Origin of the sequence: Archangium gephyra, from assembly GCF_049060025.1 — a bacterium.
In the GTDB taxonomy this organism is placed as follows: Bacteria; Myxococcota; Myxococcia; order Myxococcales; family Myxococcaceae; genus Archangium; species Archangium gephyra_A.
On the sequence record NZ_JBMEQQ010000002.1, the window covers coordinates 343,474 to 367,958 of the forward strand.

At 71.9% G+C, this 24,485-nt stretch carries 16 protein-coding genes, 2 pseudogenes and 1 riboswitch; of the genes and pseudogenes, 13 read left to right on the forward strand and 5 right to left on the reverse strand.

The window, feature by feature from the left end; translation table 11 throughout:
* Positions 1-219 precede the first annotated feature (219 nt).
* From ACN28I_RS01615 to ACN28I_RS01640, 6 genes are all read left to right on the forward strand, one after another.
* The gene (locus tag ACN28I_RS01615) at positions 220-972 is read left to right on the forward strand and encodes a hypothetical protein (protein ID WP_420940417.1); all 753 of its coding nucleotides are present in this window, start codon (positions 220-222) and stop codon (positions 970-972) included.
* Between the two features lie 83 nt (positions 973-1,055).
* Positions 1,056-1,136: riboswitch (cyclic di-GMP riboswitch) on the forward strand.
* A gap of 104 nt (positions 1,137-1,240) precedes the next feature.
* Entirely contained in the window at positions 1,241-2,971 is a 1,731-nt protein-coding gene (locus ACN28I_RS01620) for a hypothetical protein (RefSeq protein WP_420940418.1), read from the forward strand.
* A gap of 62 nt (positions 2,972-3,033) precedes the next feature.
* On the forward strand, positions 3,034-4,938 hold the full coding sequence (locus tag ACN28I_RS01625) for a hypothetical protein (protein ID WP_420948543.1): 1,905 nt from the start codon (positions 3,034-3,036) through the stop codon (positions 4,936-4,938).
* A complete protein-coding gene (locus tag ACN28I_RS01630) occupies positions 4,935-8,522 on the forward strand; it encodes a flagellar motor protein (protein ID WP_420940419.1) in 3,588 nt (1,195 codons plus the stop codon). The genes ACN28I_RS01625 and ACN28I_RS01630 overlap by 4 nt, the downstream gene beginning before the upstream one ends.
* A 7-nt stretch (positions 8,523-8,529) precedes the next feature.
* Positions 8,530-9,906: a hypothetical protein gene (locus ACN28I_RS01635; protein ID WP_420940420.1), complete on the forward strand. Its 1,377-nt coding sequence runs from the start codon at positions 8,530-8,532 to the stop codon at positions 9,904-9,906.
* A gap of 1,279 nt (positions 9,907-11,185) precedes the next feature.
* Positions 11,186-11,359 (forward strand): MYXO-CTERM sorting domain-containing protein, encoded by a 174-nt coding sequence (locus ACN28I_RS01640; RefSeq protein ID WP_420948544.1) that lies wholly within the window; start codon positions 11,186-11,188, stop codon positions 11,357-11,359.
* Here ACN28I_RS01640 and ACN28I_RS01645 read toward each other — a convergent pair.
* Positions 11,343-13,163: a DUF4388 domain-containing protein gene (locus ACN28I_RS01645; RefSeq protein WP_420940421.1), complete on the reverse strand. Its 1,821-nt coding sequence runs from the start codon at positions 13,161-13,163 to the stop codon at positions 11,343-11,345. The genes ACN28I_RS01640 and ACN28I_RS01645 overlap by 17 nt on opposite strands.
* Positions 13,164-13,191: 28 nt before the next feature.
* On the opposite strand from ACN28I_RS01645, the pseudogene ACN28I_RS01650 reads away from it, so the two are divergent.
* The 3 genes and pseudogenes from ACN28I_RS01650 to ACN28I_RS01660 all read left to right on the forward strand — a co-directional run.
* Positions 13,192-13,359, forward strand: a pseudogene (locus ACN28I_RS01650) (VOC family protein); the annotation flags it as partial.
* Entirely contained in the window at positions 13,337-13,579 is a 243-nt protein-coding gene (locus ACN28I_RS01655) for a hypothetical protein (protein ID WP_420948867.1), read from the forward strand. The pseudogene ACN28I_RS01650 and the gene ACN28I_RS01655, both read left to right, overlap by 23 nt.
* Positions 13,580-13,634: 55 nt before the next feature.
* Positions 13,635-14,990, forward strand: a complete 1,356-nt coding sequence (locus ACN28I_RS01660; RefSeq protein ID WP_420940422.1) for a hypothetical protein — start codon at positions 13,635-13,637, stop codon at positions 14,988-14,990.
* A 22-nt stretch (positions 14,991-15,012) separates the two neighbouring features.
* Here the strand turns inward: ACN28I_RS01660 and ACN28I_RS01665 are convergent, their stop codons facing one another.
* The 3 genes from ACN28I_RS01665 to ACN28I_RS01675 all read right to left on the reverse strand — a co-directional run bounded on the left by ACN28I_RS01665 (position 15,013) and on the right by ACN28I_RS01675 (position 19,276).
* Positions 15,013-15,714, reverse strand: coding sequence for a hypothetical protein (locus ACN28I_RS01665; protein ID WP_420940423.1), 702 nt, complete (start codon positions 15,712-15,714; stop codon positions 15,013-15,015).
* 67 nt (positions 15,715-15,781) lie between these two features.
* Positions 15,782-17,893 (reverse strand): protein kinase domain-containing protein, encoded by a 2,112-nt coding sequence (locus ACN28I_RS01670; protein ID WP_420940424.1) that lies wholly within the window; start codon positions 17,891-17,893, stop codon positions 15,782-15,784.
* Between the two features lie 72 nt (positions 17,894-17,965).
* Positions 17,966-19,276: a trypsin-like peptidase domain-containing protein gene (locus tag ACN28I_RS01675; protein WP_420940425.1), complete on the reverse strand. Its 1,311-nt coding sequence runs from the start codon at positions 19,274-19,276 to the stop codon at positions 17,966-17,968.
* Positions 19,277-19,406: 130 nt separating this feature from the next.
* Between ACN28I_RS01675 and ACN28I_RS01680 the strand changes: the two genes are divergently transcribed.
* Complete coding sequence (locus ACN28I_RS01680) at positions 19,407-20,405, forward strand: ATP-binding protein (protein ID WP_420940426.1); 999 nt, start codon at positions 19,407-19,409, stop codon at positions 20,403-20,405.
* A 29-nt stretch (positions 20,406-20,434) separates the two neighbouring features.
* Here ACN28I_RS01680 and ACN28I_RS01685 read toward each other — a convergent pair whose 3' ends face one another.
* A complete protein-coding gene (locus tag ACN28I_RS01685) occupies positions 20,435-21,475 on the reverse strand; it encodes an agmatinase family protein (protein ID WP_420940427.1) in 1,041 nt (346 codons plus the stop codon).
* A gap of 236 nt (positions 21,476-21,711) precedes the next feature.
* Here ACN28I_RS01685 and ACN28I_RS01690 point away from each other — a divergent pair.
* From ACN28I_RS01690 to ACN28I_RS01700, 3 genes and pseudogenes are all read left to right on the forward strand, one after another.
* A pseudogene (locus tag ACN28I_RS01690) lies at positions 21,712-22,408 on the forward strand (CoA transferase subunit A); the annotation flags it as partial.
* Between the two features lie 36 nt (positions 22,409-22,444).
* On the forward strand, positions 22,445-23,059 hold the full coding sequence (locus ACN28I_RS01695; RefSeq protein ID WP_420948545.1) for a 3-oxoacid CoA-transferase subunit B: 615 nt from the start codon (positions 22,445-22,447) through the stop codon (positions 23,057-23,059).
* A 98-nt stretch (positions 23,060-23,157) separates the two neighbouring features.
* Entirely contained in the window at positions 23,158-24,336 is a 1,179-nt protein-coding gene (locus tag ACN28I_RS01700) for a hypothetical protein (RefSeq protein ID WP_420940428.1), read from the forward strand.
* Positions 24,337-24,485: the final 149 nt, after the last annotated feature.

Consider the following 24,485-nt stretch of genomic DNA (forward strand, 5'->3'; position numbering starts at 1 on the left):
TCATGGACGCCCCCCGCTCCCCCCGGCGCAGTGCGCCCTTCTTCCTTGGACTCCTCGCCATCCTGGCGGCGCTGCCGCTGGGCTATTTCCTCTTCCTCCACCCGCCTCCCGCCCCTCCGCCTCCGGCCGTCCCTCCGCCCCAGCAGGAGGCCCCGCCCCCCGAGGCCCCGCCGGAGACGCGCTCGATGGAGGCTCAAGCTGGAGGAGATCCGCGGCACGGTGGAGGTGCGACGGGGCGGCGGCGCGTGGCGCACGGCCAGCGTGGGCGAGGCCCTGCACCCCTCGGACGCGGTGCGCACCCGGGAAGGCGCCTACGCCGTCATCATCGGCGGCGAGGCCGTGGAGATCCGCATGGAGTCCGGCGCCGAGGTGTCCGTGGAGGCGCTCACCCACGAGCTCACCCGCATCCTGCTCGACAACGGTATGACGACGGCCCGCGTCAAGATGGGCGCTGGCCAGACGTTCGAGATGAAGGCCGCCGGCAGCGACGCCCTGGCCCGCACCGAGAACGGTACCTTCACCATGAACAACAACGGCGCGGGCACCGTCGCCCTGGCCACCCTCGTGGGCGAGGTCGCCTTCAGCGGTCAGCGCAAGGTCGTCATCGTCCGCGCCGGCCAGCAGTCCATCATCCGTCCCGGCCGCGCCCCCACGGAGCCCACCCCCATTCCCACCAGCCTCCTCCTCAAGGTGAACTGGCCCGCCCAGCCTCGGCGCAAGGTCGTCGTCTCCGGGCAGACGGACCCCGGCAATCGGGTGGTGGTGGGGGGTCGGATCGTCTCCACCGACGAGGAGGGTCGCTTCTCCCAGGTCCTGTCTCTCCAGGAAGGTCCGAACTCCGTCCAGGTGGGGGTCGTCTCCGTGGGCGGCCTGCAACACGAGGAAAAGCGCGACCTCACCCTGGACACCACCCCTCCCTCGGTCAAAGTGGACCCAGGCATATGGGATGACCCAGGGTCCAAGGCCCCCTGACGGCAGGCTGGCAGACGAGCGCCTCGGCGTCCGGCCGTCTGGCCTCGGGTTTGCAGCCTCTCACGGCCCGAGAATCGTCTCTTCTGTACCAAGGGCAATCCCGGGTGAAAGCCCGGGTGCGCAAAGCCGTGGGGCCTGAAGCCTGGCCGGCCGTGGTTGCCGTGGGAACTGGCGCTGCTCGTGGCGCTTGGGGGGCTGAGCCCGGGATCGTCCTTGGTCGCGGAGGGATGCGTCTGTCTCCCCCGATGTGCCACCGAGGTCCGCCACGATGTTGCGAACGATCACCACCTTCCTGTGTCTGGTTCCCACGCTGGCGCTGGGCCAGAGCGCGGCGCCGCTGACGGGCAAGTCGCAGGTGGTCAACAACGGGCCGGGGGACCAGAGGGATCCCCACGTGAGCGGGGCGCTGGTCGCCTACACCCACCAGAGCAGCCTCTTCAGCAGCGAAATCCGCTACCACCATCTGCTCACGGGCGAGGACCAGGCCATCCCCACCGAGGGGGGCTTCGACTCCCTGGCGGACCTCAGCGGCAACACGCTCGTCTTCACCCGCACCACCAACGCCAGCCGCGTCTTCCGCTTCGACGTGGGGGCGGGCAGCCGTGCGGTGGAGCTCGCCCCGCGTGCCGGGGTGGAGCGGCGCTCGGCCACCATTGGCGGCCAGACGGTGGCCTGGCAGGAGCTGGGCTACACCGCCGAGTCCCTGCCGCCGGAGATCTTCGCCTACCGCCTGGACACGCTCGCGCTCACCCGGTTGTCCGAGGACACGAACGAGGATCGCACGCCCGCCGTCAGCGCGGAGGGCAAGGCGGTGGCGTGGATCAAATGCGCCACCAGCCTCGACGGGTGTGACCTCTGGGCGGCCCGCGAAGTCGAGGGGGGCTACGAGGTCTCCCAGCTCACCGGGCCCGAGGGCGAGGAGTCCCTGCCGGACACCAACGGCGAGGTGGTGGTGTACGTGACGCGCTCGCTCGTCGAGGGCGTGCCGGAGTCGGACATCGCCTGGCAGCCGGTGGGCGGGGGCGAGGTGCACCGCCTGGCGCTCGCGGGCGTGGACACCCATCCCAACGTGAGCGGTCCGCTCATCGCCTTCGAGCGGCGGGAGGCGTCCAGCGCGACGCCCAATTTCGATGTCGTGCTGTACGACCTGCGCACGCAGACGTACTACCGCCTCACCGAGACGCCGGAGAGCGAGACGCTCAGCGACATCAGCATGGGGCCGGACGGGCTGGTGCGGGTGGTGTGGACGGTGCGGCAGAACGGCGATCTCAACGTGTACGCCTACGTCTTCCGCCTGCCGAGCGAGTGCACGCGCTCTCCCATCAAGGATGCCGCCGCCGTGTGCGCCTCGCCCGGGGGGCGGTCGTTGTTGGGCTCGCTGGTGGTGAGCCGCTCCGAGGGCGCCCCGGAGGTGGTCTCCACCGACGTCGAGGGCACGGGCACCGGCGTGCTCTGCGTGGACAACGGTTTCGAGGCGTCGCCGGCCACCGCGGGTTGGGTGTGGCTGGGGGCGGGCCTGCAGGTGGGGCCCGATGAGCTCCATGAGGACGTCACGCGCGTGGCCCGCAAGGTGCCGCTGCAGGGCCGGCGCGCGCTGTCCGCCCAGGTGGCGGGTGGGCCCGGCAGTGCCTTCCGGGTGCGTCTCTATGGGGAGATGACGTGCGACGTCGGGTTGAAGGACGGGCCCTCTCAGGACACGGAGTTCCGCTACGGCCAGCTCGTCCCCGCCGGGTTGGACGCCATGAGCGGGAAGGCCGTCTTCACGCGGTACTTCGTGCCGAGCGGGTACGAGGGGCAGCTCGTGCCTGGCGGTGGCTCGGAGGGCTCCGACGGGGTGCCGGACGGTCACGGGGCCGTGCCCGGCGAGGGCTCCCCGCGCGTGGGCTGCGGCGCGGCGGGCGGCCCGGTGGCCCTGCTGGGGATTTGGATGCTCTCCGCGTTGCTGCTCCGTGGCAGGGGCGCTGTCCGGGCGCGGCGCCACGCTGCCTCGCGGCGATAGAATTTCGGGCGCGGCATGGACGCTGATAAATTACCGACGCTCTGAACTGTTTCCTTCCAGTGCTGCTGCTCGTCGCCTCGGCGGCCTCGGCGGACACACTCGACATCCTGGGTCCGTCCGCGCCCGTACCACCCGATGGGTTCCCCATCGCCCTGGTGCGGCGGGATGACACGGGTGCGCCCGTGGCGGCGCAGGGGCTCTCCGTGTCGGCGAGCGGGGCCCGGCTGAAGCCAGGGCCCGAGCAGGCTCCGCTGCGGACGTTCATCGTCGTGCCGGAGCCGGGAGCGCGGGAGGTGCGGGTGACCGCCGAGGGGGCGGGACTGAAGGCCGAGGCCCGGTACGTGCTGGGCCCGCCGGCCACCCAGGTGTCGCTCGAGGTGGAGCCGCCCGCGCCCGTGAAGGGGCGGGACAAGGAGGCACGGCTCACGGTGAGGATGCTCCAGCCGGACGGCACGCCGGATGACACCGGCGCTCCCCCCGTGCTTCGGGCCAACGTGGGGCGGGTGGAGGAGCTCGAGCGCACCGGGCCCGGTACCTGGCGGGCCCGTTATGTGCTGCCGGACACGCGCTATCCGGAAGTGGCCATCCTGGTGGCCCTCTCGGCCTGGCCCCACCCGCAGTCCATCTACGGCGCCTACGGCAAGGTGCTGGTGCCGCTCGCCGCCTCCGTGGAGCTGCCGGGCCGCACCGAGCCCAACGCGAATCTCTCCGTCACCATCGCCGGGACGACCTTCGGGCCGGTGAAGGCCGCGCCGGATGGGCGCTTCCGGCTGCCGGTCATCGTCCCTCCCGGTCACAACGTCGGGCAGGTGCGCGCGGTGGACCCGGCGGGCAACGTGCGGCGCTCTCGGGCGGACCTGGCACTGCCGCCCACGGATGGGTTGGCGTGTGTCCTCAACCCGCAGCGGCTCCCGGCGGACGGCGTCTCCCGGGCGCGCATGCTGTGCGCCACCAGTGACGCCTATGGCCGGCCGGTGCAGGACGCGCGGGTGACGGCCTCGGTCCGCGGTGGCGCCCTGAGCGGGCCGAGGCGCGCCGAGGGCGGCCTGCTCGAGTGGATCTACACCGCTCCGGCCACCGCGTCCGCGGAGCCCGAGCGGTTGGTGGCCACCTGGCCGGAGCGAGGCACCAGCTCGCGCGAGGAGCTGCCGCTGCGGCTCGTGCAGGGCCCGGTGGCGAGCGCCGCCCTGTCGCTGGCCGAGCCGGTGGTACACCTGGGCTCCACGGTGGCCGTCACCGCCACCACGCGTGATGCCTTTGGCCAGCCGAGGCCCGGGGCGGTGGTGGTGCTCCGCTCGCCGGTGGGCACGTTCAGCCCGCCTCGCGAGGAGGCCCCGGGCGTGTTCCGCGGTGCCTGGACGCTGCCGCCGGGCGGCACGCCGGGTGGGACGGCGGTGGAGGTGCTCGCGTATGGCCCGGTGGGCACGGAGCCCGCGCGCCTGCGTGTCTGGGCGGAGGGGGGCGTGCTGTCCGCGGGCGTGACGGACCTCGCGGGCCTGCCGGTGCCGGGACAGCCGCTGCGCGTGGGCGGCGAGGAGCGGGTGACGGGCGAGGACGGCACGGTGGTGCTCGGCCCCCTGCGTCCGGGCCGGGTGGAGGTGGTGCACGGCCTGTGGCCCGGCCTTCGCCAGACGGTGGACGTGGTGGCCGAGGGCGGGCCGGTGTTCCCCCTCGAGCCGGCCCTTGTCCCCGCCAGGGCGGAGCAGCCGGTTCAGTTGGCGCCCCCCGTGGCGGTGAACGTGCGGTTGAAGGTGGAGGGCGCGCGCGTCACGTTCTGGATGGAGGACGCGTCGGGCCGGGTGCTGGAGGGCCGCGAGGCCCACGTGGCGCTGTCCGCCGGTCAGCGGAGCGCGGTGGAGGTGAAGGAGGGGCGCGGCAGCTTCGTGGTGACGCATGACGGGCCGGTGAGCGTGTCCGTGGCGGACGTGGCCACCGGCGTCACCGCGCTCACCGAGGTGCGGCCGTGAGGTGGGCGGCCTGGGCATGGTGCTTCTTCCTGCTGCCGGGCGCGGCGCTCGCGCAGCTCGCGAGGGCGGAGTCTCCGGAGCTGGCGGCGGCCATCGCCGGGCGTGTGTGCCGGGACCTGGACGGGGATGGCCGGTGCGCCCCCGGGGAGCCGGGCCTGGCGGATGTCCGGCTGGTGCTGGCCACGGGCCGTGAGGTGCGCACGGACGCGCGGGGCCGCTACCACTTCGCCGAGGTGGACGCGCGCACGCCGGAGGTGACGGGCGGTGTGCACCTGCGGCCCGGCCGGCAGCGGCTGAAGGTGGATGCGCGCACGCTGCCGCCCGACAGCGAGGCCACCCCCGAGGCCGTCACGGTGGAGGTGCCGTGGGCCGCCGTGGTGCTCCAGGACTTCGCGGTGCGCACGCTGGCCGAGCCCACGTCCTCGCTGGCGGTCGCCTATGACACGACGCCTCCCTCGGCGGCGGTGGTGCCGGGCGGGGTGGACTTCCTCGTGGCGGGGCATGCCTCGCCGGAGGATGAGGTGACGGTGGGCGGCGTCCCGGCGGAGGTGGACGAGCGCGGAGATTGGCGTGCGCGCGTCCGGCTCGTGCCCGGGGAGAACGTGCTGTCCATCACCGTCCTTGGGACGGAGGCGCCGCTGCGTCTCTTCCGCCAGCGCATCGACGTGGTGTCGCGCGAGAGCAGCCTGCTCGTCATCCCTCGCGAGCCGGAGTCGGCGGGCGTGCTGCGGCTGCCGGGAAACAAGGACGAGCCACCGGCGAGTGGCCCCTCCTCGGTGATGGCCGAGTTCCCCGTGGGCACGCGCGTGCGCTCGCCGCGGGGCGAGGTGACGGTGGGGCCGGAGGGGGCCGTGCTGGTGCCGCTGGTGCTCGCACCGGGCCGCAACCTGGTGGCGCTGCAGGTGCAGCCGCCCGGCGAGCCCGCGCAGACGGTGACGATCCAACTGGAGGCGGTGCCCCGGCCCTTCGCGGTGGGGTTGCTGGACGTGGAGGCCACGCTCTCGCCCTTCACGGGTGACTTCCGGTTGCGGGGGCGTGGCGCGGCCCATGGGGAGGCGCGCCTGGGGCCCTTCTCGCTGTCGGGCGAGTTGGATTTGCGGGACACCGACGTGGACGGCCTGCGTGCGCGCCCGGCGGCGGACTGGCTGCGCCCCCGCATCCCGCGGCTGGACCGGGTGCCGGATCCAGACATGGCCATCGCCGAGTGGGGAGACGCCTCCGTGGGGCTCACGCCCAACACCACCGAGAGCCGGCTGCGGCTGGAGGTGCGTCACGACCGTTTCGGCCGGATGGGGCTGGGGACGTACCGGGCGTATCAGGCGGAAGGGGAGGTGGGCCGCTACCACCGGCCGCTGTTCGGCCCCTTCGCGGAGCTGGCGGCGGAGCTGGGACGGCTGCGCGCGGGCGTGAAGGCCTTCGCCGGAGGGTTGGCGGACCCGACGCGCTCGCTCTCCGCCCTGCCCGCGTACGAGGAGCTGCGCGGTACCGGCGGCAGCCTCTACTACCTGGGCTCGTCGCCGGTGGCGGAGGGCTCGGAGCTGCTGCGCGTGGAGCTGCGGGACGGCCTCACCGGGCTGCCGCTCGCCGAGCGCCATCTCATCCGGGGCCGGGACTACGAGATCGACTACTCGGCGGGCCGCATCCTGCTCGCGCGCCCGCTGTCCCTCATCGCGGGCGAGCCGTTGCTGCGCGCGGATCCCCTCACCGCGGCACCGGAGCCCGTCCTCACCGTGCAGTACGCCGCGCTGGAGACTGGCTCTCCGGCGGACTCGGCGGGAGGCGAGGCGTGGGCGGAGTGGCGGGGCGGGCGGGTGTCCGTGTCCGCCGTGCGCGAGCAGCGCGAGGGGGCTCCCTTCCTGCTGCTCTCCGGGCACGCGCGCACCACGCTGGGCGGGTACACGCTCATGGCCGAGGTGGCCCGGAGCCGGGGCTCGGCGATGAGGCCGGAGAGGTTCGGCGTCTCGGATGATGGCGGCCTCACCTTCCTGCGGCCGGACGAGGAGGGCACGCCGGGCGGCGGGGATGCCGTGGGACTGCGCCTGCGCGGGCCGGGCCTCTTCGGTACGGGCTCCGTGGACGCGTCCTTCCGCCGGCGCACCGCGGGCTTCTCCGATGGGACGCACGCGGACACCCGGGCCTTCCGCCAGCTCTCCCTGCGCGCCGTGCAGCCGCTGGGGCCCTGGCGGCTCACGCTGCTCGGGGATGATCGGCTCTCGGTGGATCCGCGGCGGCCCTTCGGGGAGGGCCTGTTGGAGGCGCGGACGCTGGGCGTGGGGGTTGGCTACACCCAGGAGCGCTGGGGCGTGGAGCTGAATCTCCGGGACGCGCTCCTGCGCGCCAGCGAGGCGCCCGGCGAGGGGGAGCTGCTCGAGGGAGGGCGCACGTCCGTGGGGCTGCGGGGCCACTTCGTGGTGACCGACTGGTTGAGCGTGTCGGCCGGCCACCGTCAGGCGGTGATGCGGCGTGGCACGGGGCCGGGCAGCGTGGATGACAGCTTCTCCTCGGCGGGCGTGGACGTGAAGGTGGGCGAGGAGGGGATGGTGGGCGTGCGGGGTGGCTGGGGGCCCCGGTTGGGGCCGCTGGCCTGGGTGCAGGGCACGTGGCGCCGGGGCCAGGACGTCTACTACGGCAGCCACTCGGTGGACGTGGACGGGCCGGACTTCGGCGCCGTCCGCGCGGTGAGCGGGGCGAGCACGGAGCTGGGGGATGGAGCGCGCCTCTTCGTGGAGGACGTGGCCTCGCACGACGCCAATGCCGTGCGCCTGTCGCGGGCGGTGGGTTTCCAGCAGACCGTCTTCGGCGCGTTGAACGTGGGTGCCCGCTACGAGCGGGGCCTGCGTCACCCCCTGGAGCTGCCGGGCTCCCTGCGGCGCGATGTGGCGAGCCTCTCCGGGCAGCTCCTGTTGGAGCGCTTCCGGGCCGATGGGCGCATGGAGCTGCGCTTCGAGCGTGGGACTCCCCCGCGCGGCGCGACGGGGCCGGTGGATCGCATCCAGGCGGTGCTGAGCCTCGCCACGGAGGCGGTGCTGCGCGAGGACCTGTCGCTCTCGGGGCGGATGAACTACGGCCGCACCTACGAGCGGGAGAGCCGGGCGGCCGAGGCCCGGTTGATGGAGGGCTACGCGGCGCTCGCCTGGCGGCCCGGTCCCTTCCTGCTGGTGGCGCGCTACGGCCTCACCTACGAGCTGCTGCCCGGCGAGCGCTCCGTCTTCGGGGAACGTGGCCAGCAGATCATTTCACTGCTACCGGCGGTGCGGCTGGGAGACCGTTTCGCACTCGCGGCGGGGTTGCACGCGGGCCGCAGCAACCGCGACGATGTGGCGATATGGGTCTTCACCGGTTCGGTGCGTCCGTCGGTGCGGGTGGTGGGCGGTCTGGAAGTCGCGCTGGAGGCGGCGAGGCGGTCGGTGGCGCCCGAGAACGAATCGTTGCATTCGCTACGGGGCGAGGTGGCCTGGCGGGTGGACGAGAGGCTGCGGGTGGCCGCGGGTTATACGCTGTTGGGGTTCACCGGGACGGGCTTGCCGGAGGAGGCAAATGATGGGTCCGACAGGCTCTATCTTCGGGCGGAGCTGGCGTACTAGGTGGGCCGTGCGCGTGCGGCTCCTCGGCCTGTGCGCGGTGGCGGGACTGGTGATGATGGTGGCCGCCAGCGCGCATGCCGACTGGCGCACGGGCGTGCCCATGAAGGAGGCTCCCAACGACGTCCTCGAGGCGTGGGGGCCGGGGCGCTTCTCGGTGGGGTACGCACAAGGGGCGTACCTGTTCGTGGATGGGGGCGTGGCGCGGCAGATCCATACGGGCCATCCCTCCGCCGGCACCTACTACCAGCCGTCCGATGACTGCTTCATCACGGTCAACAGGGATTTCGGCGGCGTGCGTACCGACAGCACGGCGGATGGGGGCAGGTGCCCCTTCCCGTTTGGCGCCCCCATCATCGCGGAAGGGGGCAGCGTGGAGCGGGTGATGTACGCGCCGGGTGGTGGAGCCGCCGCGGTGGCGTCTTCCAGCACCACCCGGGAGCCCTACGTGTCGGGGGACAGCATCTACGATGCCGGCACCCTCTCTCCGATGGGGGATAGCGTGAGAATTCCCGACCTCACCGGCGTGCTCGGGGTGGGGCAGGTGGGCGACACGGGCTATGCGCTCTTCGGCACCACGTCGTCCGAAGCGGCCGTCGTATGGATCAATCTGAGCGATACCACCCGGGCGGAAACCCAGGCCCAGACTGGCACGACGCTGGGCATCGTGCAGACGATGGATGTGTTCTCCGCCGGAGACGCGGCGACTCCCTTTCCCTATGCCGTGGTGGGCACGCAGTCGGGAGCGATGCTGCAGGGGTCCATTTCGGTGTCCCTGGATCCGATCAAACCGGTCCAGACGTTGGAGGGGCCCGTGAGCGACGTGTCCATGAACGTGGGCGCCGGGGGCGACGCCGGAGTGGGGTTCGGCATGGCCATCGTGGTGCTGGCGGACGGCGGCTCCCAGGTGGTGAGCCCGGTGCCCATGCTCTCGGACACGAAGGCGGGGACCGTCTGGCGGGTCAGGAGCGTCCCGGAGAGCATCACGAAGGCTCCCCTGAACCAGGTGGTCTGCACGGGGGCGAAGCTCCTGCGTCCTCACCGCCGCCCAGCCAGAGAAGGACAACATCTTCATCTACACCAACGACGCGGGTCCGGAGATCTCGGTGACGGCTCCGGGCGCGGCCGTGGATGCCGGAACGGAGACCTCGGTGATGCTCGACGAGGGCGCGGGCTACCGGTTCACCTTCGCGGCGGAGGATCCGGATGGAGATCCGGTGCTCGTGACGGCCACCCCGCCGAGCGGTCCAGGGTGGACGGTGGTGCCAGACGCCGGGTGGCGGGCGGGAGACCCCGTCGTCTGGGACGTCACCACCTCCGCCACCTGCACGAACCGGAGTCTGGGGAGCTTCACGGTCTCCGCCGCGGATGGCCTGGCCGCGCATGAGGCGTACGAGACCGTCCACGTGTCCGTGAAGCACACGCGGCCACCGGAGATGCCCCCGGTGGTGTTCGACGATGGTGGCACGGTCCCGGACAGCGGGCCCGTGAGCGAGTTGAGCCCGGGTGGGTCCGCGTTGACGCTGCGGGTGTCCGGTGATGGCACGACGGCCGCGGGTTGCAGGATTCGTCCGGAATGGGAGCCGCTGTTCTCGGGCTCGGGGGTTCCCTCGCTGGAGCAGGCTGGGGGCACCGCCGTGATCAAGCCTCCGGCGCTGAACTGTTCGCTGGAGGCCGGGAGCTTCGACTTCCGGCTCCGTGTGACGGACGAGGGGGGCCTCTCCAGCGCCAGGGACTTCACCGTGCGCGTGGGGCCCACCGAGTTGACGGCCTTTGACGCGGGAGTGCTCCTGTTCGAGGTCGACGTGGGCCCTCCGCCCTCGGACGAGCTGCTCGTGAACGTGGAATCGGACCTCAACTGCCCCGAGTCCCGTGGACTGCGCGCCGATCTCTGGCTCGAGCGTTTGGATGGCCGCGAGCTGACACCGCCGAAGACGGTGACCCTCCCCTGGACGTGGGAGATCCCCCTGGAGCAGGGGTGTGGCCGGGACCTGCGGTTGAAGGGCGTGATGGAGGACGATGCGGGCCAGCGCTCCCCGGTGTTCGCTCAGGAGATCGCGACCCCCCGGGTGGACACGGGGCTGGAGCCGCTGCCGGAGCCGACAGCCCTGGTTGCGCGGTGTGGAGAGCAGGCCCGCGTCACGCTGACCCAGACCTTCCCGCCGGGCACCTGCCAGACGCCGGATGTCACCTGGGAGCAGGATGGGGGGCCACCGCTCGAACAGCGCGTGCTGTCGGGTTCCACGGTGTCGCTGGTCACGCAAGACACCGGGTTGGACGCGCTGGTGGGCAAGTCCCTGGTGATGCGGGTGACGGCGAGCGCGGGCCCGGACAACGAGAGCTCCCACCTGGTCACGGTGCCCATCACCGTGGAGCCTTTCGTGAGGGTGCGCCGCCGCACCGAGTTGCCCGCCGCCTCGGAGACGGGGCTCGTCGGCGTCTCCGTGGAGCTCCACAACACCACCGCGTGCGGAGTGACGGGCGTGAGCTACAGGGAGAGCCTGGAGGGCCTGACGTACGTGGAGGGCAGCGCGAAGTTCGACGGCCAGCCCCTGGTGGCCACCTGGGAGTCGGAGGCCCTCACCGTGACGGGGCTGACGCTGCCGGGCGAGGGCACCGGGACGCTCACCTACGTGGCGCGTCCGCACCTGGTGGGCGAGCGACGCATGGAGGGCGAGGCCCGGCTGGGCAACGAGGTCATCTCCCTGCGAGATGACCCGGGAATCCAGGTGCCGGACTCCGGCTGTGGCTGCTCCGGCTCGGGTCCGGGCCCGGTGCTGTTCGCGCTCGGGGCGCTGGTGGCGGCCGTGCGCCGCCGGCGCCCTACAGGCCGAAGCTGATGCGGCTGCGGTTGCTGGGGCCCGGCTCGTCGCGCCGCTCCTCCAGCACGCCGATCAGCTCCAGGCCCCGCAGCGTGGCCAGCACGCCGCGCTCGGGCAGCTCCGTGATGGTCAGCAGATCCGCCACCGTCTTGCTGCCATCCGTGTAGGCCAGCAGCAGCGCCTGCGGCCCCTTCAGCTTCAGCTCGTGCAGGCCGTAGGGCGGGGCCGCCGAGGGGAAGAGCCGGCGCGAGCGCGGCATGTGCTGGCGCAGCGTCTCCAGCGGCTCGGAGCGCAGGACGCCCTCGATGATGAGATCTCCGGGGAACACCGACAGCTTCACCAGGCCCGCGCGGGGCGGCCGGGTGGGGCTGAAGCCGTAGGCGCCCTCGGTCCACGAGAAGGTGGACCAGAGGATCTCCTTCACCTGCTCCTCGATGAGCTGTGCGTGCTTGCGCGCGTCCAGCAGGCCCAGGCGCATCATCGCCTCGCTGGAGCGGAGGTTCTGCTCGCGGGCGAGCGTGACCACCTCCTGCAGCTTCGCTTCCGGCAGCACGCCGCGGCGCACGCAGAAGCGGGCGAAGCGCTCGTGGGCGAGGTTGGAGGCCGCGTACACCGGGCGGCCCGCCTCGAAATAGACGACCTTCAGGACGGAGCCCTGCTTGAGCTTCAGCTCTCCGCTGTGGCGTGCCTCGTAGTAGGCGTTGAGCAGCCGGGGGACGCTGGTGTTCTTCAGGTCTCCCGAGAGCGACCACTCCGGCGGAGGACGGCGGCCGGTGCTGGACGCGGCCGGCTTGGTCCACACCTTCTCGCGCTCGCCGAAGGGCAGGGCGAGCCCGGGCTCGGGGTCCAAGGACGGCTCCTGGGCCGCGGCCGGTGCTGACGGCTCCTCGGTGGCCGAGAGTGCCTCCAGGGCCTGGAACGCGTCGTCGGCGGAGAGGGGGTTCGCCGCCTCGGCGGTGGGCTCGAGTGCCTCCAGCGCCTTGAGCTCGTCATCGGCGGGAGGGGGGGCTGGCGCCTCCTCTATCTGCTGGGCGAGTGCATCCAGCGCCTGGAGCTCCTCGGAGGAGATCGCCATGGTCGGCGTCTCGCTGTCCGACGCGAGCTCCTCCAGGTCCTCGAGCTCCTCCAGGTCCTCCGTCTTGAGGGTGACGGGGGCGCCCTGGCCGAAAGTGGGCTCCTGCTCGGGCGGAGCGCCATCCTGGGGGGCGGGCTCGGTCTCCGGGACGGGCGCGGCCTCGGCCGGGGCCTCACCCCCCATCGGATCCTGGGCCTCCTCGACGAGCACGAGCCCCTCGACCACGGGGGCGTGCTCCTCCTGCGGGTGCTCCTCGGGAGGCGGACTGAAGATGGGCTCGTCCTCGGAAGAGGTGAAGACGGGCTCGTCCTCCATGTCCAGCAGCGCGGCGTCCTCGAAGACGACCACCTCGTCGTCGTCGTCGGAAGCGGCGGGAGTCAGGGGCCGGGTGAGGCCGCAGAGCTGCTCGACGGACTCCAGCAGTTGCAGCAGCTCGAAGGGCTTCTCGAAGAAGGCGCGCGCGCCGTGGACCTCGGTGGCCTCGCGGGCGAAACGGTCCCCCTTGAAGACGCCGCTGACGGCGACGGCGGGGATGGCGTGGTCCCGGAGCGCGGAGAGCACGGCGCTGCCCCTCATGTCGGGCAGCAGCAGGTCCACCACCGCGGCATGGAAGACCGCCGGGCGCAAGAGGGCCAGCGCGGCCTCGCCGGTATGGACGGCCGTGGCCTCATGGCCGCGGCTTTCGGCCGCGGCGACCATGAGGGAGGCGAGTTCGGGGTGATCCTCGACGATCAGCAGTCGCGCCATGGGGGGCGGGCACCATAGCATTGGAGCCATGGACGTTCAGGGCTTCCATCATCTGGCCATCCAGGTTCGTGACGTGGAGAAGGTTACGGCCTTCTACCGGGATGTGTTGGGCTTCCCCGAGGCTCAAACGGCACCACCGGCCGGACGGCTCACTGCGCAGCATCTGGGTCGGGGTGCCGGGGGGCGGTTTCCTGGCCCTGGAGGAGGTCTCGGGGGAGCCGGAGCCCGGCCCCTTCCGGAACGAGCAGCCAGGGCTCCTCCTGCTGGCCTTCCGCATCTCCAAGGCCGGGCGGGCCGGGGCGGTGGAGGCCCTGGCCCGGGCGGGGGTGGCGCTGGAGCACGAGACGCGTTGGACGGTGTACGTCCGGGACCCCGAGGGCAACCGGGTGGCGCTCAGTCACCACCCGGAGGATTGAGGGCGCAGGCGCGCCTTGCGGAAGGCGGTGGGGGGCGGCTACAAGCCGTGCCGTCATGCGCCTGGGCGAACTGCTCCTTCAGGAAGACGTCATCACCCCCGAGGCGCTGGAGGAGGCGCTCGAATCCCAGGTCGTCCACGGCGGGCGGCTCGGGACGAACCTCGTCGAGCTGGGGCTGTTGTCGGAGCAGGAGCTGGCCCGGGTGCTCGGCAAGCAACACAACGTGGCGTCCGCCTCGGGCGAGATGCTGCCGGATCCGCGCGCGCTGGAGCTGGTGAACCTCAACGAGGCGGACGAGAAGGACTACCTGCCGATGCGGGTGGACGCCACGCGGATGAGCGTGGCGGTCATCAACCCCCAGGACATCGAGACGCTGGACGCGCTGGCCTTCAAGACGGGCAAGCGCGTGGTGCCGGTGGTCATCCCCGAGTTTCGGATGAACCAGCTCCTGCGGCGCTACTGCAAGGCGTTCCGGGCGATGCGGGCCATCGACATGAACGCCGTGAGGCCCTCGCGCGCGCAGCAGGAGGCGGAGAAGGCGGCGGCGGCGGAGCAGTCCGGAGATCTGATCAGCGAGGAGGAGTTCCAGTCGCTCTACGCGCAGGCGCTCACCGGAGGGGGCGCGCCCCTGGGGGCGGAGCCGGTGTTGGAGCTGGTGGAGATGGTGGAGGAGGAGGCGCCGGCCCCGATTGTCGAGGGGTACGTGACGGAGGCGCCGGTGGAGCAGCCCCCGCCGGAGCTGCCGGAGCTGATCGTGCCGGAGGGGTTGGTGCTGGACGAAGCGCCGCCCGCCGTGCCGCCCCAGGTGCCCGTCCTGCCGCCGGTGGAGCGGCCGCGGCCACCGCCTCCCGTCGCGGCTCCGCACCCGGTGGCCACCGTGCGGCCTCGCCCGCCGGTGCCGGTGGCGCCAGCGCCGCCGCCCACGCCGCTCACCTTCGCCGAGGCCCAGGCGGAGCTGGGGCGCAGCCTGGATCGCGAGCAGGTGGCCACGACGGTGCTGCGCTTCGCGCTGGGCAAGTGGAAGCGCAGCCTGCTGTTGAGCGTGCAGGGCGACCTGGTGACGGGCTGGCGCGGCATGGGGAAGGGCGTGCGCGAGGCGGCGGTGAAGCGCATCGGCATCGGCCTGCAGGGGCCGAGCACCTTCCGGTTGGTGCGGGACACGCGCTCGCACTACGTGGGCCCGGTGCGCCGGGACGCGGCCTCGGGCCTCTTCTACAAGCTGCTGGGAGGGGACTACCCGACGACGGCCGTCATCCTCCCGCTGCTGGTGCGCGGCAAGCTGGTGCACCTGCTGTACGTGGACAACGGGCCCGGCCAGCTCACCCCGCCCGACGTGGGCGAGCTGCTCATCCTCTCGCAGGGCGTGGGCCGCTCGTACGAGGCGATGATCCGCCGCCGCAAGAGCGCGTGAGCCGGCCGGAGTCCGGGGCTGCTCAGAGGCGCAGGCCGGCGAAGAGCTGCACGTTGAAGCCGCTCAGGCTCCAGGTGGACTGGGAGTCGGAGATGCTCACGTTGCCGGCCCGGGCGGTGTAGGTGTACTCGCCGGTCGAGTAGCGCAGGCGGCCCTCGGCGCCGAAGAAGAGGTTGTCGCTGAAGAAGTACTTGCCGCCCACGCCCACGCCCACCGAGGGGCCCACGTCGCTGCCCACGTACTCGAAGTCCGTGCCCGAGCCGGAGCCGGCCAAGCGGCTGGTGGTGATGGTGGCGCCCACGAGCGCCAGTCCGTAGAGGTCCACCTTCGCCAGGCCGGCCGAGCTGCTCGGCAGCAGGTGGTAGGTGGCGCGGGCGTGCGGCGAGTAGAACATGTGGCTCCAGCTATAGCCGGTGAGCGTGTTGAGCAGGATGCAGGCGGAGACACAGGCACCGGCCTGGAACTCACCGCCGATGGCCAGCACGCCCGGGCCGAGCTGCAGCACACCCACGTCCACGCCCACGCCCAGGTCGACGAAGGCCAGCAGGAAGTCCGCGTTGAGCACCGCGCGCGCGTCGATGTCGCCCACGCCCTGCAGGCGGTTGAGCCGGGGCGCGGTGGGCGCCGCCTGGGTCTCCGCGGCGGACGTCTGGGCCTCCTGGGCCCGCGCGGACGTCACCGTCAGCAGCGAGGCCAGGCACAGCATGGCGATCCTTCCCTGCATGGTTTCCCCCTCCAGAAAAAGGCCGCCGGGCGCTCCATGCGCTCCGGGACGGCCCGTGGGTTCTACGTCACGGCTTCTCGTGGGCCACGTCGAAGGTCACGCGCTGGCGGGGCTCGAGCCGGAAGGACTTCTCCCAGCGGGCCTTGCCGGTGGTGACGACGAGCTGGTGCTCGCCCTCGTAGAGCGACAGCTTCGGACCTGCCTTGCGTCCATTGAGGAAGATGCGGGAGCCGGCCGGGGCGCGCACCCGCACGGTGCCCTTGCCCAGGAGGATGCGCTGTTTCGTCGTGCCCTGGGGGCGGACGGTGACGGCGCGGGCCGTGCGCACCCCCTTGAGTTTGTTGGTCAGCTCCAGCGTGTAGGGGCCGGGCGCCAGCGGCACCATCAGCGGCGTCTTGCCGAGCCGCTTGCCATCGAGTGACACCTCCACCGGCGGCATCACGAAGAGCTGGAGGCGGGTGGTCACCACGGGCGTCTGGGTGGTGGGGGCCGCGGGCGCCACGGTGCTTCCGGAAGCGGGCGGGGCGGCGGGGAGCGTCCCCGAGGCGGGCACCACGGTGCCTCCCGGCGTGTCTCCCTCCAACGCGGGCCGCGCGGTGGTCCCGGCCGTTCCCCCATCGGAGTCTCCCGGAGCGGCCGGGGCGAGTCCCGCGGTCTCCACCGGGGCTGGCGCCGGAGCCGGAGCGGGGGCTGGCGCCGGAGCCGGAGCGGGGGGCGCGGCCTGGGCGAGGTTCTCCCGGGCCTGCTGCTGCTGCTGCTGGTTCCACACGAAGAAACCACCGGCGGCGGCCGCGGCGGTGGCCAGGGCCCCGGCGAGGAGCGGGAGACGCGAACGCCGCTTCCTGGGCGCGGGCGCGTCGTCCACCTCCTCGGCCTTGGCGGGCCGAGCGGGAGCGGCCCGGCGGGCGGGAGGGGGACGGGGCTCCTCGGGCGCGTCCGGAGGCGCGTGCGCTTCCGGAGGAAGGGGGCGGGAGGCCTCGGCGAGCGGCGGCGTGCGGGGCTCCTCCTCGAGCGCCGGCGCGCGAGGCTCCTCCCGCGGGGGAAGGGGGCGGGCCACTCCGGGAGCGGTGTGACGGCCGGTGAGCTCCATCACCGAGTCCAGGGCGACTTCGTCATCCTGCTCGAAGGGGACGTCGAGGAACTCGGCGTCCGCGTTCTGCGTCGCCTCGTCGAGGACGACGGGGGGGATGCTGCCGGTGATGGGGCGCGAGGGGGTGACGGTGGCGGTGTTGCCGGAGGGGCGCGCGCGGCGGGCCACGTCCGCCAGTCCTATCTCCAGCATCTGCCGCCGGGTGGCGCGCGCGTCGCGGTCGGGCGGGAAGAGCTGGACGAGGAACTCGGAGAAGGTCTCCGCGGAGGGGAGCCCCTCGACGGCGGCCACCACGGCCTCGCGGAACTCGAGGGCGGTGGCATAGCGCTCGTTGCCGCGCTTGGAGGTGGAGATGCGCACCACCTCGGCGAGGCCGCGCGGGACATCCGAGGGCAGGGGCGGGAGCTGGCGGGTGAGGACGGCCTGGTCCGAGTCCGAGGCGTCCTGGAAGGGCATTCGCCCCGAGAGGCACTCGTGCAGCAGCAGGCCCAGGAGGAACACGTCGGTGCGGGCGGTGACGGCCTCGCGGCCGCCCATGAGCTGCTCGGGGGCGCTGTAGTTGCGGCGGTTGCGCACGCGCCGGCCGTTGCGCTCGCGCGGGGCGACGTTGAGGGCCCCGTAGCCCGTCACCTTGCACACGCCGCTGAAGGAGACCATGACGGTCTCCGGGCGCAGGTCTCCGTGGACGAGCGGGGTGCCGTCATCGTTGCCGGCCAGGTGGGCGTAGTGCACGCCCATGGCCACGTCCGAGACGATCAGCGCGGCGAAGGCGGGGGGGATGCGCGGGCGCACCTCCAGCACCCGGCGCAGCGACTCGCCGTCGGCGAACTCGGTGATGCGGGCCAGTCCCGCCTCCAGGGGCACCAGCCCGTGGACGCGGAGGATGTTGGGATGCTCCAGGACGGCGGCGCGCTGCGTCTCGCGCTCCAACTGGGCGGACAGCTCTGAATCCCGGGTGACGTCGGGAGGCGCCCATACCAGCACCACCGGACGGGGAGGGGCACCTGCCTCGAGCGCGAGCCCGAGGAAGGCGCGAGAGCCCTCGCCGGCCAGCAGGGGCCCGAGCGGGTGATAGCGAACCTGGCTCATGTAGGCCCCCATGCTAGCAGGCCCTGGCCCGGGGACCGCTAGGGGCCCGCTCCGGAAGCTCCCTCGCCCTGCCTAGAAGGGCAGGGTGACGTGGTAGCCGTAGCGGCCGCGCCGCACCAGCAGCAGGACGCTCCGGGTACCCCGGGCCGACAGCAGGGCCTCCTGGAAGGAGGCCGGCTCGGCCACGGGCTGGTTGTTGATGCGGACGATGAGGTCTCCCGGCTCCAGGCCCACCTCGTCCGCCGCCGAGCCGGGGCGCACCGACTGGATGGCCATGGCCCCGCGGGTGGGCTTCACCCTCAGTCCCAGCCGGTTCCACCCCAGGGCCTCCACCAACTGGGGGGGGAACTCCACGGGCGTCACCTGGAGGGTGCGCGGGTTGCCTTCGCGGAAGAGGACGAGCGGGAAGGCGGCGCGGGCGGGGTAGCCCCGGGCGCGGGTGACGTAGTCCTCGGCGTCGGAGATGCGCGAGCCGCCCATCTCGGCGAGCACGTCACCCCGGCGCACGCCCGCCTGCTCGGCGGGGCTGCCCGGCTCCACCTCGCTGACGATGACGCCATAGGTGCGGTCCCACCCGAGCTGCCGGGCCAGCCGCGGCGACAGCGCCTGCACCTCGATGCCCACCCAGGCCGGGCGCACCTTTCCGAAGCGGGTGAGCTCGTCCATGATCCGCCGCACCTTGTCCGCGGGGATGGCGAAGCCGATGCCCTGGGCGCTGGCGAAGATGGCGGTGTTGATGCCGATGACATCGCCGTCCACGTTGAGCAGCGGCCCTCCCGAGTTGCCCGGGTTGATGGCCGTGTCCGTCTGGATGAAGTCGTTGTAGGTCCGCCCGTCCGCCTTGAAGGTACGGCCGGTGGCGCTCACCACGCCCGCCGTCACCGTCTTGCTCAACCCGAAGGGGCTGCCGATGGCGACCACCGTCTCGCCAATCATCAGGTCCGAGCTGATGCCCAGCTTCGCGGCGGGCAGCGGCTGCTTGGAGTTCACCTTGAGCACGGCCAGGTCGTTGTTGGCGTCGCTGCCGATGACCTCGGCCTCCAGCTCGCGCCCGTCGGCCAGCACCACGTGGATGGCCGAGGCGCCGCGGATGACGTGGTCGTTGGTGATGATGATGCCGTTGGGATCCACGATGACGCCGCTGCCCAGGCCCTGCTGGCGCTGGCGCGTGCCGAAGAAGTCCTCCATCGCCGAGCGGCGCCCGCGGAAGGGGGACTCCGCCTCGCTCTCGGTGCCGATGAAGACGACGGCGGGGGAGACCTTCTGGACCACCTCGACGATCTCATTGCGGCGCTTCGCCATGTCGGCGTGGGCGCTGGTGCTGGCGGTGAAGGCCAACAACACAGCGAGCATCAGTCCCCGGCGGCTCACCTGGTTCTTCACGTCAAGTCCTCCCTTTGAGGCATGGCAATGTCGGGTTCGCGACGCCCTGACTGTCGGGAACCCCGCAGCAGGGCGAGCATTCCCGTCCCTCGGACTGGCGCACAAGTCCGGGGTTGAATGGAATGGGTCCATGAGTCTCGTCCTTGTAGCGGACGATGAGCCCGCGGTGCTCGAGGTGCTGAGTCAGGTCGTCGAGGACCTGGGGCACGATGTGATCCAGGCACGCGACGGTGAGGAAGCCTGGAACCTCGCGCGGGCGCGCCGGCCGAACCTGGTGGTCACGGACCACATGATGCCTCGCCTGAGTGGCGTGGACCTCTGTCGCAAGCTCAAGGGCGACGAGGACCTCGGCCGCGTGCCCATCATCTTGTTGAGCGCGGTTCTCCCACATGGTGCGCCCGAGGCGCACGCCTTCCTGCACAAGCCCTTCGAGATCACGGACTTCGAGACGTTGATCCGCAAGGCGCTGGAGGAGGCCCCCCGTCCGAAGCCGCTGGAGGGGGCGTCGGCGATGGAGGCGCTGGGCGACTGGGTGGTGAAGGGCTTCGGGGGCCCGCTGTCCACGGCGAGTGCGCAGGTGGAGCGGCTGCGGGCGGAGGGGAAGGGGGAGGCGGGGGCGCTGGAGACGCTCGGAGCGCAGCTCAGGACGCTGGAGGAGCTGACGAGGGATTTCCAGGAGGCGGCGCACCTGGCGGCGCGCACGGTGGTGGTGGTGCCGGTGGTGGCGGACGTGGGGGTGCTGGTGCGCCAGAAGCTGGAGGCGTGGAAGCAGCGGCAGCCCGGGGTGAGGTGGGAGGTGGCGCTGCCCGCGGAGCCGGTGGAGACGCGGTTCGATCCGGAGCGGCTGCGCCGGGTGCTGGACGGGCTGCTGGGCCACGCGGTGCGGCATGGAGGCGCGGTGCGGGTGGAGCTGGAGTCCACGCCGTCGCTGGTGACGATCCGGGTGAAGGACGGGAGCCCGGGCATTTCGGACGAGGATCTGCGCAACCTGTTCGAACCGTTTGGAGCGGGAGCGGGGCTGGGGCTCTACATCGCCTCGGAGCTGGCGCGGCTGCATGGCGGCGGGCTCTCGGTGGAGTCGAAGAAGGGGCAGGGCACCACGTTGAGCGTGATGCTGCCCAGGGGCTGAGCCCATTCCCTCTCCCTTTGGGAGAGTGCCTACTTACGCTGCTCGGACTTCAGCATCCAGCCGATCATCTTGTAGAGCAGGCGCGCGCCGACGTTGCCATCCCACTCACCGCCCTCGGGATCGGGAGCGACCTCGGTGAGGTCGAAGCCGACGATGGTGCGGCCGGAGCGGACGACGCCGGAGATGAGGGCAACGGCCTCGGGGAAGGAGAGGCCGCCGGGGACGGGGGTGCCGGTGTGGGGGCAGAGGGTGGGATCCAACCCGTCGATGTCGAAGGACAGGTAGACGTGCTGGGGGAGGCCCTCGAGCATGGCGTCGACCTGGCGGTTCCAGGGGATGCCGTCGAAGCGCTTGTGGTTGATGTCGGAGTCGAAGAAGGCGCGGACGCGGCCGTTGGAGGCGGCGATGTAGCGGTGCTCGTCCTCGCTCATGTCGCGGATGGCGACCTGGACGAGCGACTTCACGCCGGGGATGCGCTCCATGACGTTGTGCATGATGGAGGCGTGGGACCAGGTGAAGCCCTCGTAGGCGTCGCGCAGATCGGCGTGGGCATCGAGGTGGAGGACGCCGAGGCCGGGGTACTTCTCGGCGTGGGCGCGGATGATGCCGTAGGAGATGGAGTGATCGCCGCCGACGGCGCCGACGCGCTTGCCCTTGGCGAGCCACTCCTTGGCGGTGCGGTAGACGGCGTCGTGGAGCTGCTCGCAGAGCTGATTGACCTCGGTGGAGGCGGCCTGGAGCTCGGTGTTGGCGTGGTCGATGCCGCCGGCCTCGATGATGGGGACGGCGCGCTGCTTGGCGCGGGAGTTCCACTCGCGCCACTCGGCGGGTTCGGGGAGGATGGCGATGCCGCGCTCATAGGGGCGGCCGGTCTCGACGTCGAAGAGGTCGACCTGGCGGCTGGCCTCGAGGACGGCGGAGGGGCCGTCGGAGGTGCCACCGCCGTAGCTGGTGGTGGCCTCGAAGGGGACGGGGATGAGGACGACGTGGGCCTCATCGGGGGAGTGGGGGAGGCCGAAGATGCCGGAGTCGGGGGGAGCGGCGGCGCTGGGGTCGAAGGCAGCAGGCATGGTGGCGGCGGAGGATAAGGGTCCGTGTGCGCGAAGCAACGGTCCTCTGCGCCGGGACAATCCCACGACCCCTCCCCCCCGGGACAGGGACGGGTGAGGGTGCCACGGACCCCGGGCCGGGCCCCTGGCTACCCCCCATCCGGCAAGATGAACGTCACTGTGCCCGTCTGCCCTGGTATTCCGGGTAAGGTCGGCGCGCGAGAGTACCCGAGGAACCACCTAAGGAGCAGGCACACATGAGCAAGGTATACGCGGATGCGAAGTCCGCCCTGGACGGGCTGCTGAAGGACGGCATGACCATCGCCGCGGGCGGTTTCGGCCTGTGCGGCATTCCCGAGAACCTGATCGCCGTCGTGGCGGACTCGGGCGTCAAGGACCTGACCATCTGCGGCAACAACGCCGGAGTGGACGGGTTCGGCATGGGCGTGCTGCTGAACAAGCGGCAGGTGAAGAAGGTGATCGCCTCGTACGTGGGCGAGAACAAGGAGTTCGAGCGTCAGGTGCTGGCCAAGGAAGCTCGAGCTGCAACTGGTGCCGCAGGGCACGCTGGCGGAGAAGTTCCGCGCGGGGGGCGCCGGCATCCCGGGCTTCTACACGCGCACCGCCTACGGCACGCTGCTGGCGGAGGGGAAGGACACCCGCAGCTTCGATGGCCGCGAGTACGTGCTGGAAGAGGCGATTCGCGCCGACGTCTCCATCGTGAAGGCGTGGAAGGGCGACAAGGCGGGCAATCTCGTCTACAGGAAGACGTCGCGGAACTTCAATCCGATGATCGCCACCTGCGGCAAGGTGTGCGTGGCCGAGGTGGAGCAGCTGGTCGAGGTGGGGGAGCTGGAGCCGGATCAGATCCACACGCCGGGCATCTTCGTGGACCGCATCATCCAGGGGGAGAAGTACGAGAAGCGGATCGAGTTCCGCACGGTGCAGGGCGCGGCCGCGTCCAAGAAGGACTCTCCCGTCCGCGAGCTGATGGCCAAACGCGCCGCGCAGGAGCTGCGTGACGGCTACTACGTCAACCTCGGCATCGGCATCCCCACGCTGGTGGCGAACCACATTCCGGCGGGCATCAACGTCACGCTGCAGTCGGAGAACGGCCTGCTGGGCATCGGCCCGTTCCCGGCCGAGGACCAGGTGGACCCGGACCTCATCAACGCGGGCAAGCAGACCATCACCACGCTGCCGGGCTCGAGCTTCTTCTCCAGCGCGGACTCGTTCGGGATGATCCGCGGCGGGCACGTGGATCTCTCGATCCTCGGCGGCCTGGAAGTGGCGGAGAACGGCGATCTCGCCAACTGGATGGTGCCGGGCAAGATGGTGAAGGGACCCGGCGGGGCGATGGACCTGGTGTCCGGCGTGAAGCGCGTGGTGGTGCTGATGGAGCACACCGCGAAGGGCGCGTCGAAGGTGCTCAAGAAGTGCACGCTGCCCATCACGGGCAAGGGCGTGGTCAACCTGCTGATCACGGACCTGTGCGTGTTCGAGGTCGTCCCGGGGGAGGGGCTGGTGCTGAAGGAGCTGCACCCCGGCGTCACGCTGGACGAGGTGAAGTCGAAGACGGAAGCGGCGTTCCGCGTGGCGCTCTGAGCCGGGTGGCTCGGGAGCTCCGATGAAAGAGCCGCCGGCGGAGGCTTCGCCGGCGGCTCTCGCCATCCGAGGGCCCTGCCGGTACGCTCCGGGACGTCATGACCTCGGAGCAGTTGCGCACCCTCGGCCTCTGGATGGTGGTCTCGCTGGCGGCCGGAGGCGTGTTCTTCTTCCTGGGGTACCGGTGGCGGGTGCGGCGGCGGCAGCGCCACGCCCTCTGGAGCGAGCTGTGCCTGCGCCTCGAGTTGGTTCCCGAGCCCGGAGACGGCCGGGTAGCCTCGGGCGACCTGCAGGGCATGGGCTTCAGCCTGCGCGACACCGGCTTCCACTGGCTCCTGGAGGTTCCGCTCCCCCAGCCGCTGCTACCGCCCGGCGTGGTCCTGCTCCTGGGGAAGGCGCGAGGGCTGGGGTCCCTCCACAGGCTGCGCCCGCTCCGGGTGGGTCTGCTCACCGCTTCCCCGAAGACGTTCGCCTGGTACGCGGGCCGGGACCTGCCTCCCAGCAAGGTGGACGCCTCCAAGGCCTTCCTGGAGGAAGCCCGGCGCGCGATGGAGGCGCACGCACCGCTCGAGGTGGTGCCGCACCGGCTCATCCACACCCTGCGCGAGGGGCCCCCGCTCTCCGTGGGCGACGTCCGCGAAGCGGTGCGGGCCCTGGATGCCACCGCGCGGCGATGGCTCGACACCGTGGAGGCGCACGGGCTGCCTCGTGTGGATGCGCTGCCACCGGCTCCCTCGCTCCGCTCGCGCTTGCCCAGGGTGCGGATACCGGTGCGGATACCGCTGAAGGGCGTGTTGTCCGTGCTGGGGGGTCTGGCCTTCCTGTTCTCGTGCTGCTTCCCCGTCCTCTCCATGGTGCGGGGAGCCTGGTCGGGGATGAGTGACGAACACACCGGCCAGGTGGTGGGCATTTCGTGGACGCGCACCATGCGCCACATGCGCTGCCCCCATGTGCCTCACATGTCCTTCAACGGCGGGGACGCGGAATTGCTCAGGAAGAGCGGCTGCGCCTATCCGTGGAAGGACGTGGACTACCTGAGGACCTCCGGCGGATTCGAAGAGCCCCCGCGCTGGCCGGAGCCGGTGTCGGTGCGCGCGGAGGACTACCTGTTGCGCGAGGAGAGCTACACCCTCAACATCGAGTATGAGGACGTGGGGAAGAAGGTGGTCACCTACCAGGTCCATTCCGAGGGGCTGTACCGCCTCTTCAGCAAGCCGGGCCAGCAGGTGTCCTTCAGGCTCCGGAACGGACGGGTGAGCCACCTCCGCCCGGAATGAGCCTCGCTCCGGCGAGGTGAGCGCACGCCGACTGCCTCCCCGGTGGGCGGCCCGTTGCTCCCCGCGGGGCCACCGGGCCCCCTCACTTCCCGCGACACGCTCCTCTTCCTCCATGGAGGAGTACACGCGTGGACGAGGCTCGGGAGGCT

Bases quoted from the DNA above. Each gene is read 5' to 3' on its own strand.
- ACN28I_RS01640 (WP_420948544.1), top strand. From the start codon at position 11,186: ATGGAGGGCGAGGCCCGGCTGGGCAACGAGGTCATCTCCCTGCGAGAT.
- ACN28I_RS01665 (WP_420940423.1), bottom strand. From the start codon at position 15,714: ATGCAGGGAAGGATCGCCATGCTGTGCCTGGCCTCGCTGCTGACGGTG.
- ACN28I_RS01670 (WP_420940424.1), bottom strand. From the start codon at position 17,893: ATGAGCCAGGTTCGCTATCACCCGCTCGGGCCCCTGCTGGCCGGCGAG.
- ACN28I_RS01700 (WP_420940428.1), top strand. From the start codon at position 23,158: ATGACCTCGGAGCAGTTGCGCACCCTCGGCCTCTGGATGGTGGTCTCG.
- ACN28I_RS01680 (WP_420940426.1), top strand. From the start codon at position 19,407: ATGAGTCTCGTCCTTGTAGCGGACGATGAGCCCGCGGTGCTCGAGGTG.
- ACN28I_RS01660 (WP_420940422.1), top strand. From the start codon at position 13,635: ATGCGCCTGGGCGAACTGCTCCTTCAGGAAGACGTCATCACCCCCGAG.
- ACN28I_RS01685 (WP_420940427.1), bottom strand. From the start codon at position 21,475: ATGCCTGCTGCCTTCGACCCCAGCGCCGCCGCTCCCCCCGACTCCGGC.
- ACN28I_RS01620 (WP_420940418.1), top strand. From the start codon at position 1,241: ATGTTGCGAACGATCACCACCTTCCTGTGTCTGGTTCCCACGCTGGCG.
- ACN28I_RS01645 (WP_420940421.1), bottom strand. From the start codon at position 13,163: ATGGCGCGACTGCTGATCGTCGAGGATCACCCCGAACTCGCCTCCCTC.
- ACN28I_RS01695 (WP_420948545.1), top strand. From the start codon at position 22,445: ATGGCCAAACGCGCCGCGCAGGAGCTGCGTGACGGCTACTACGTCAAC.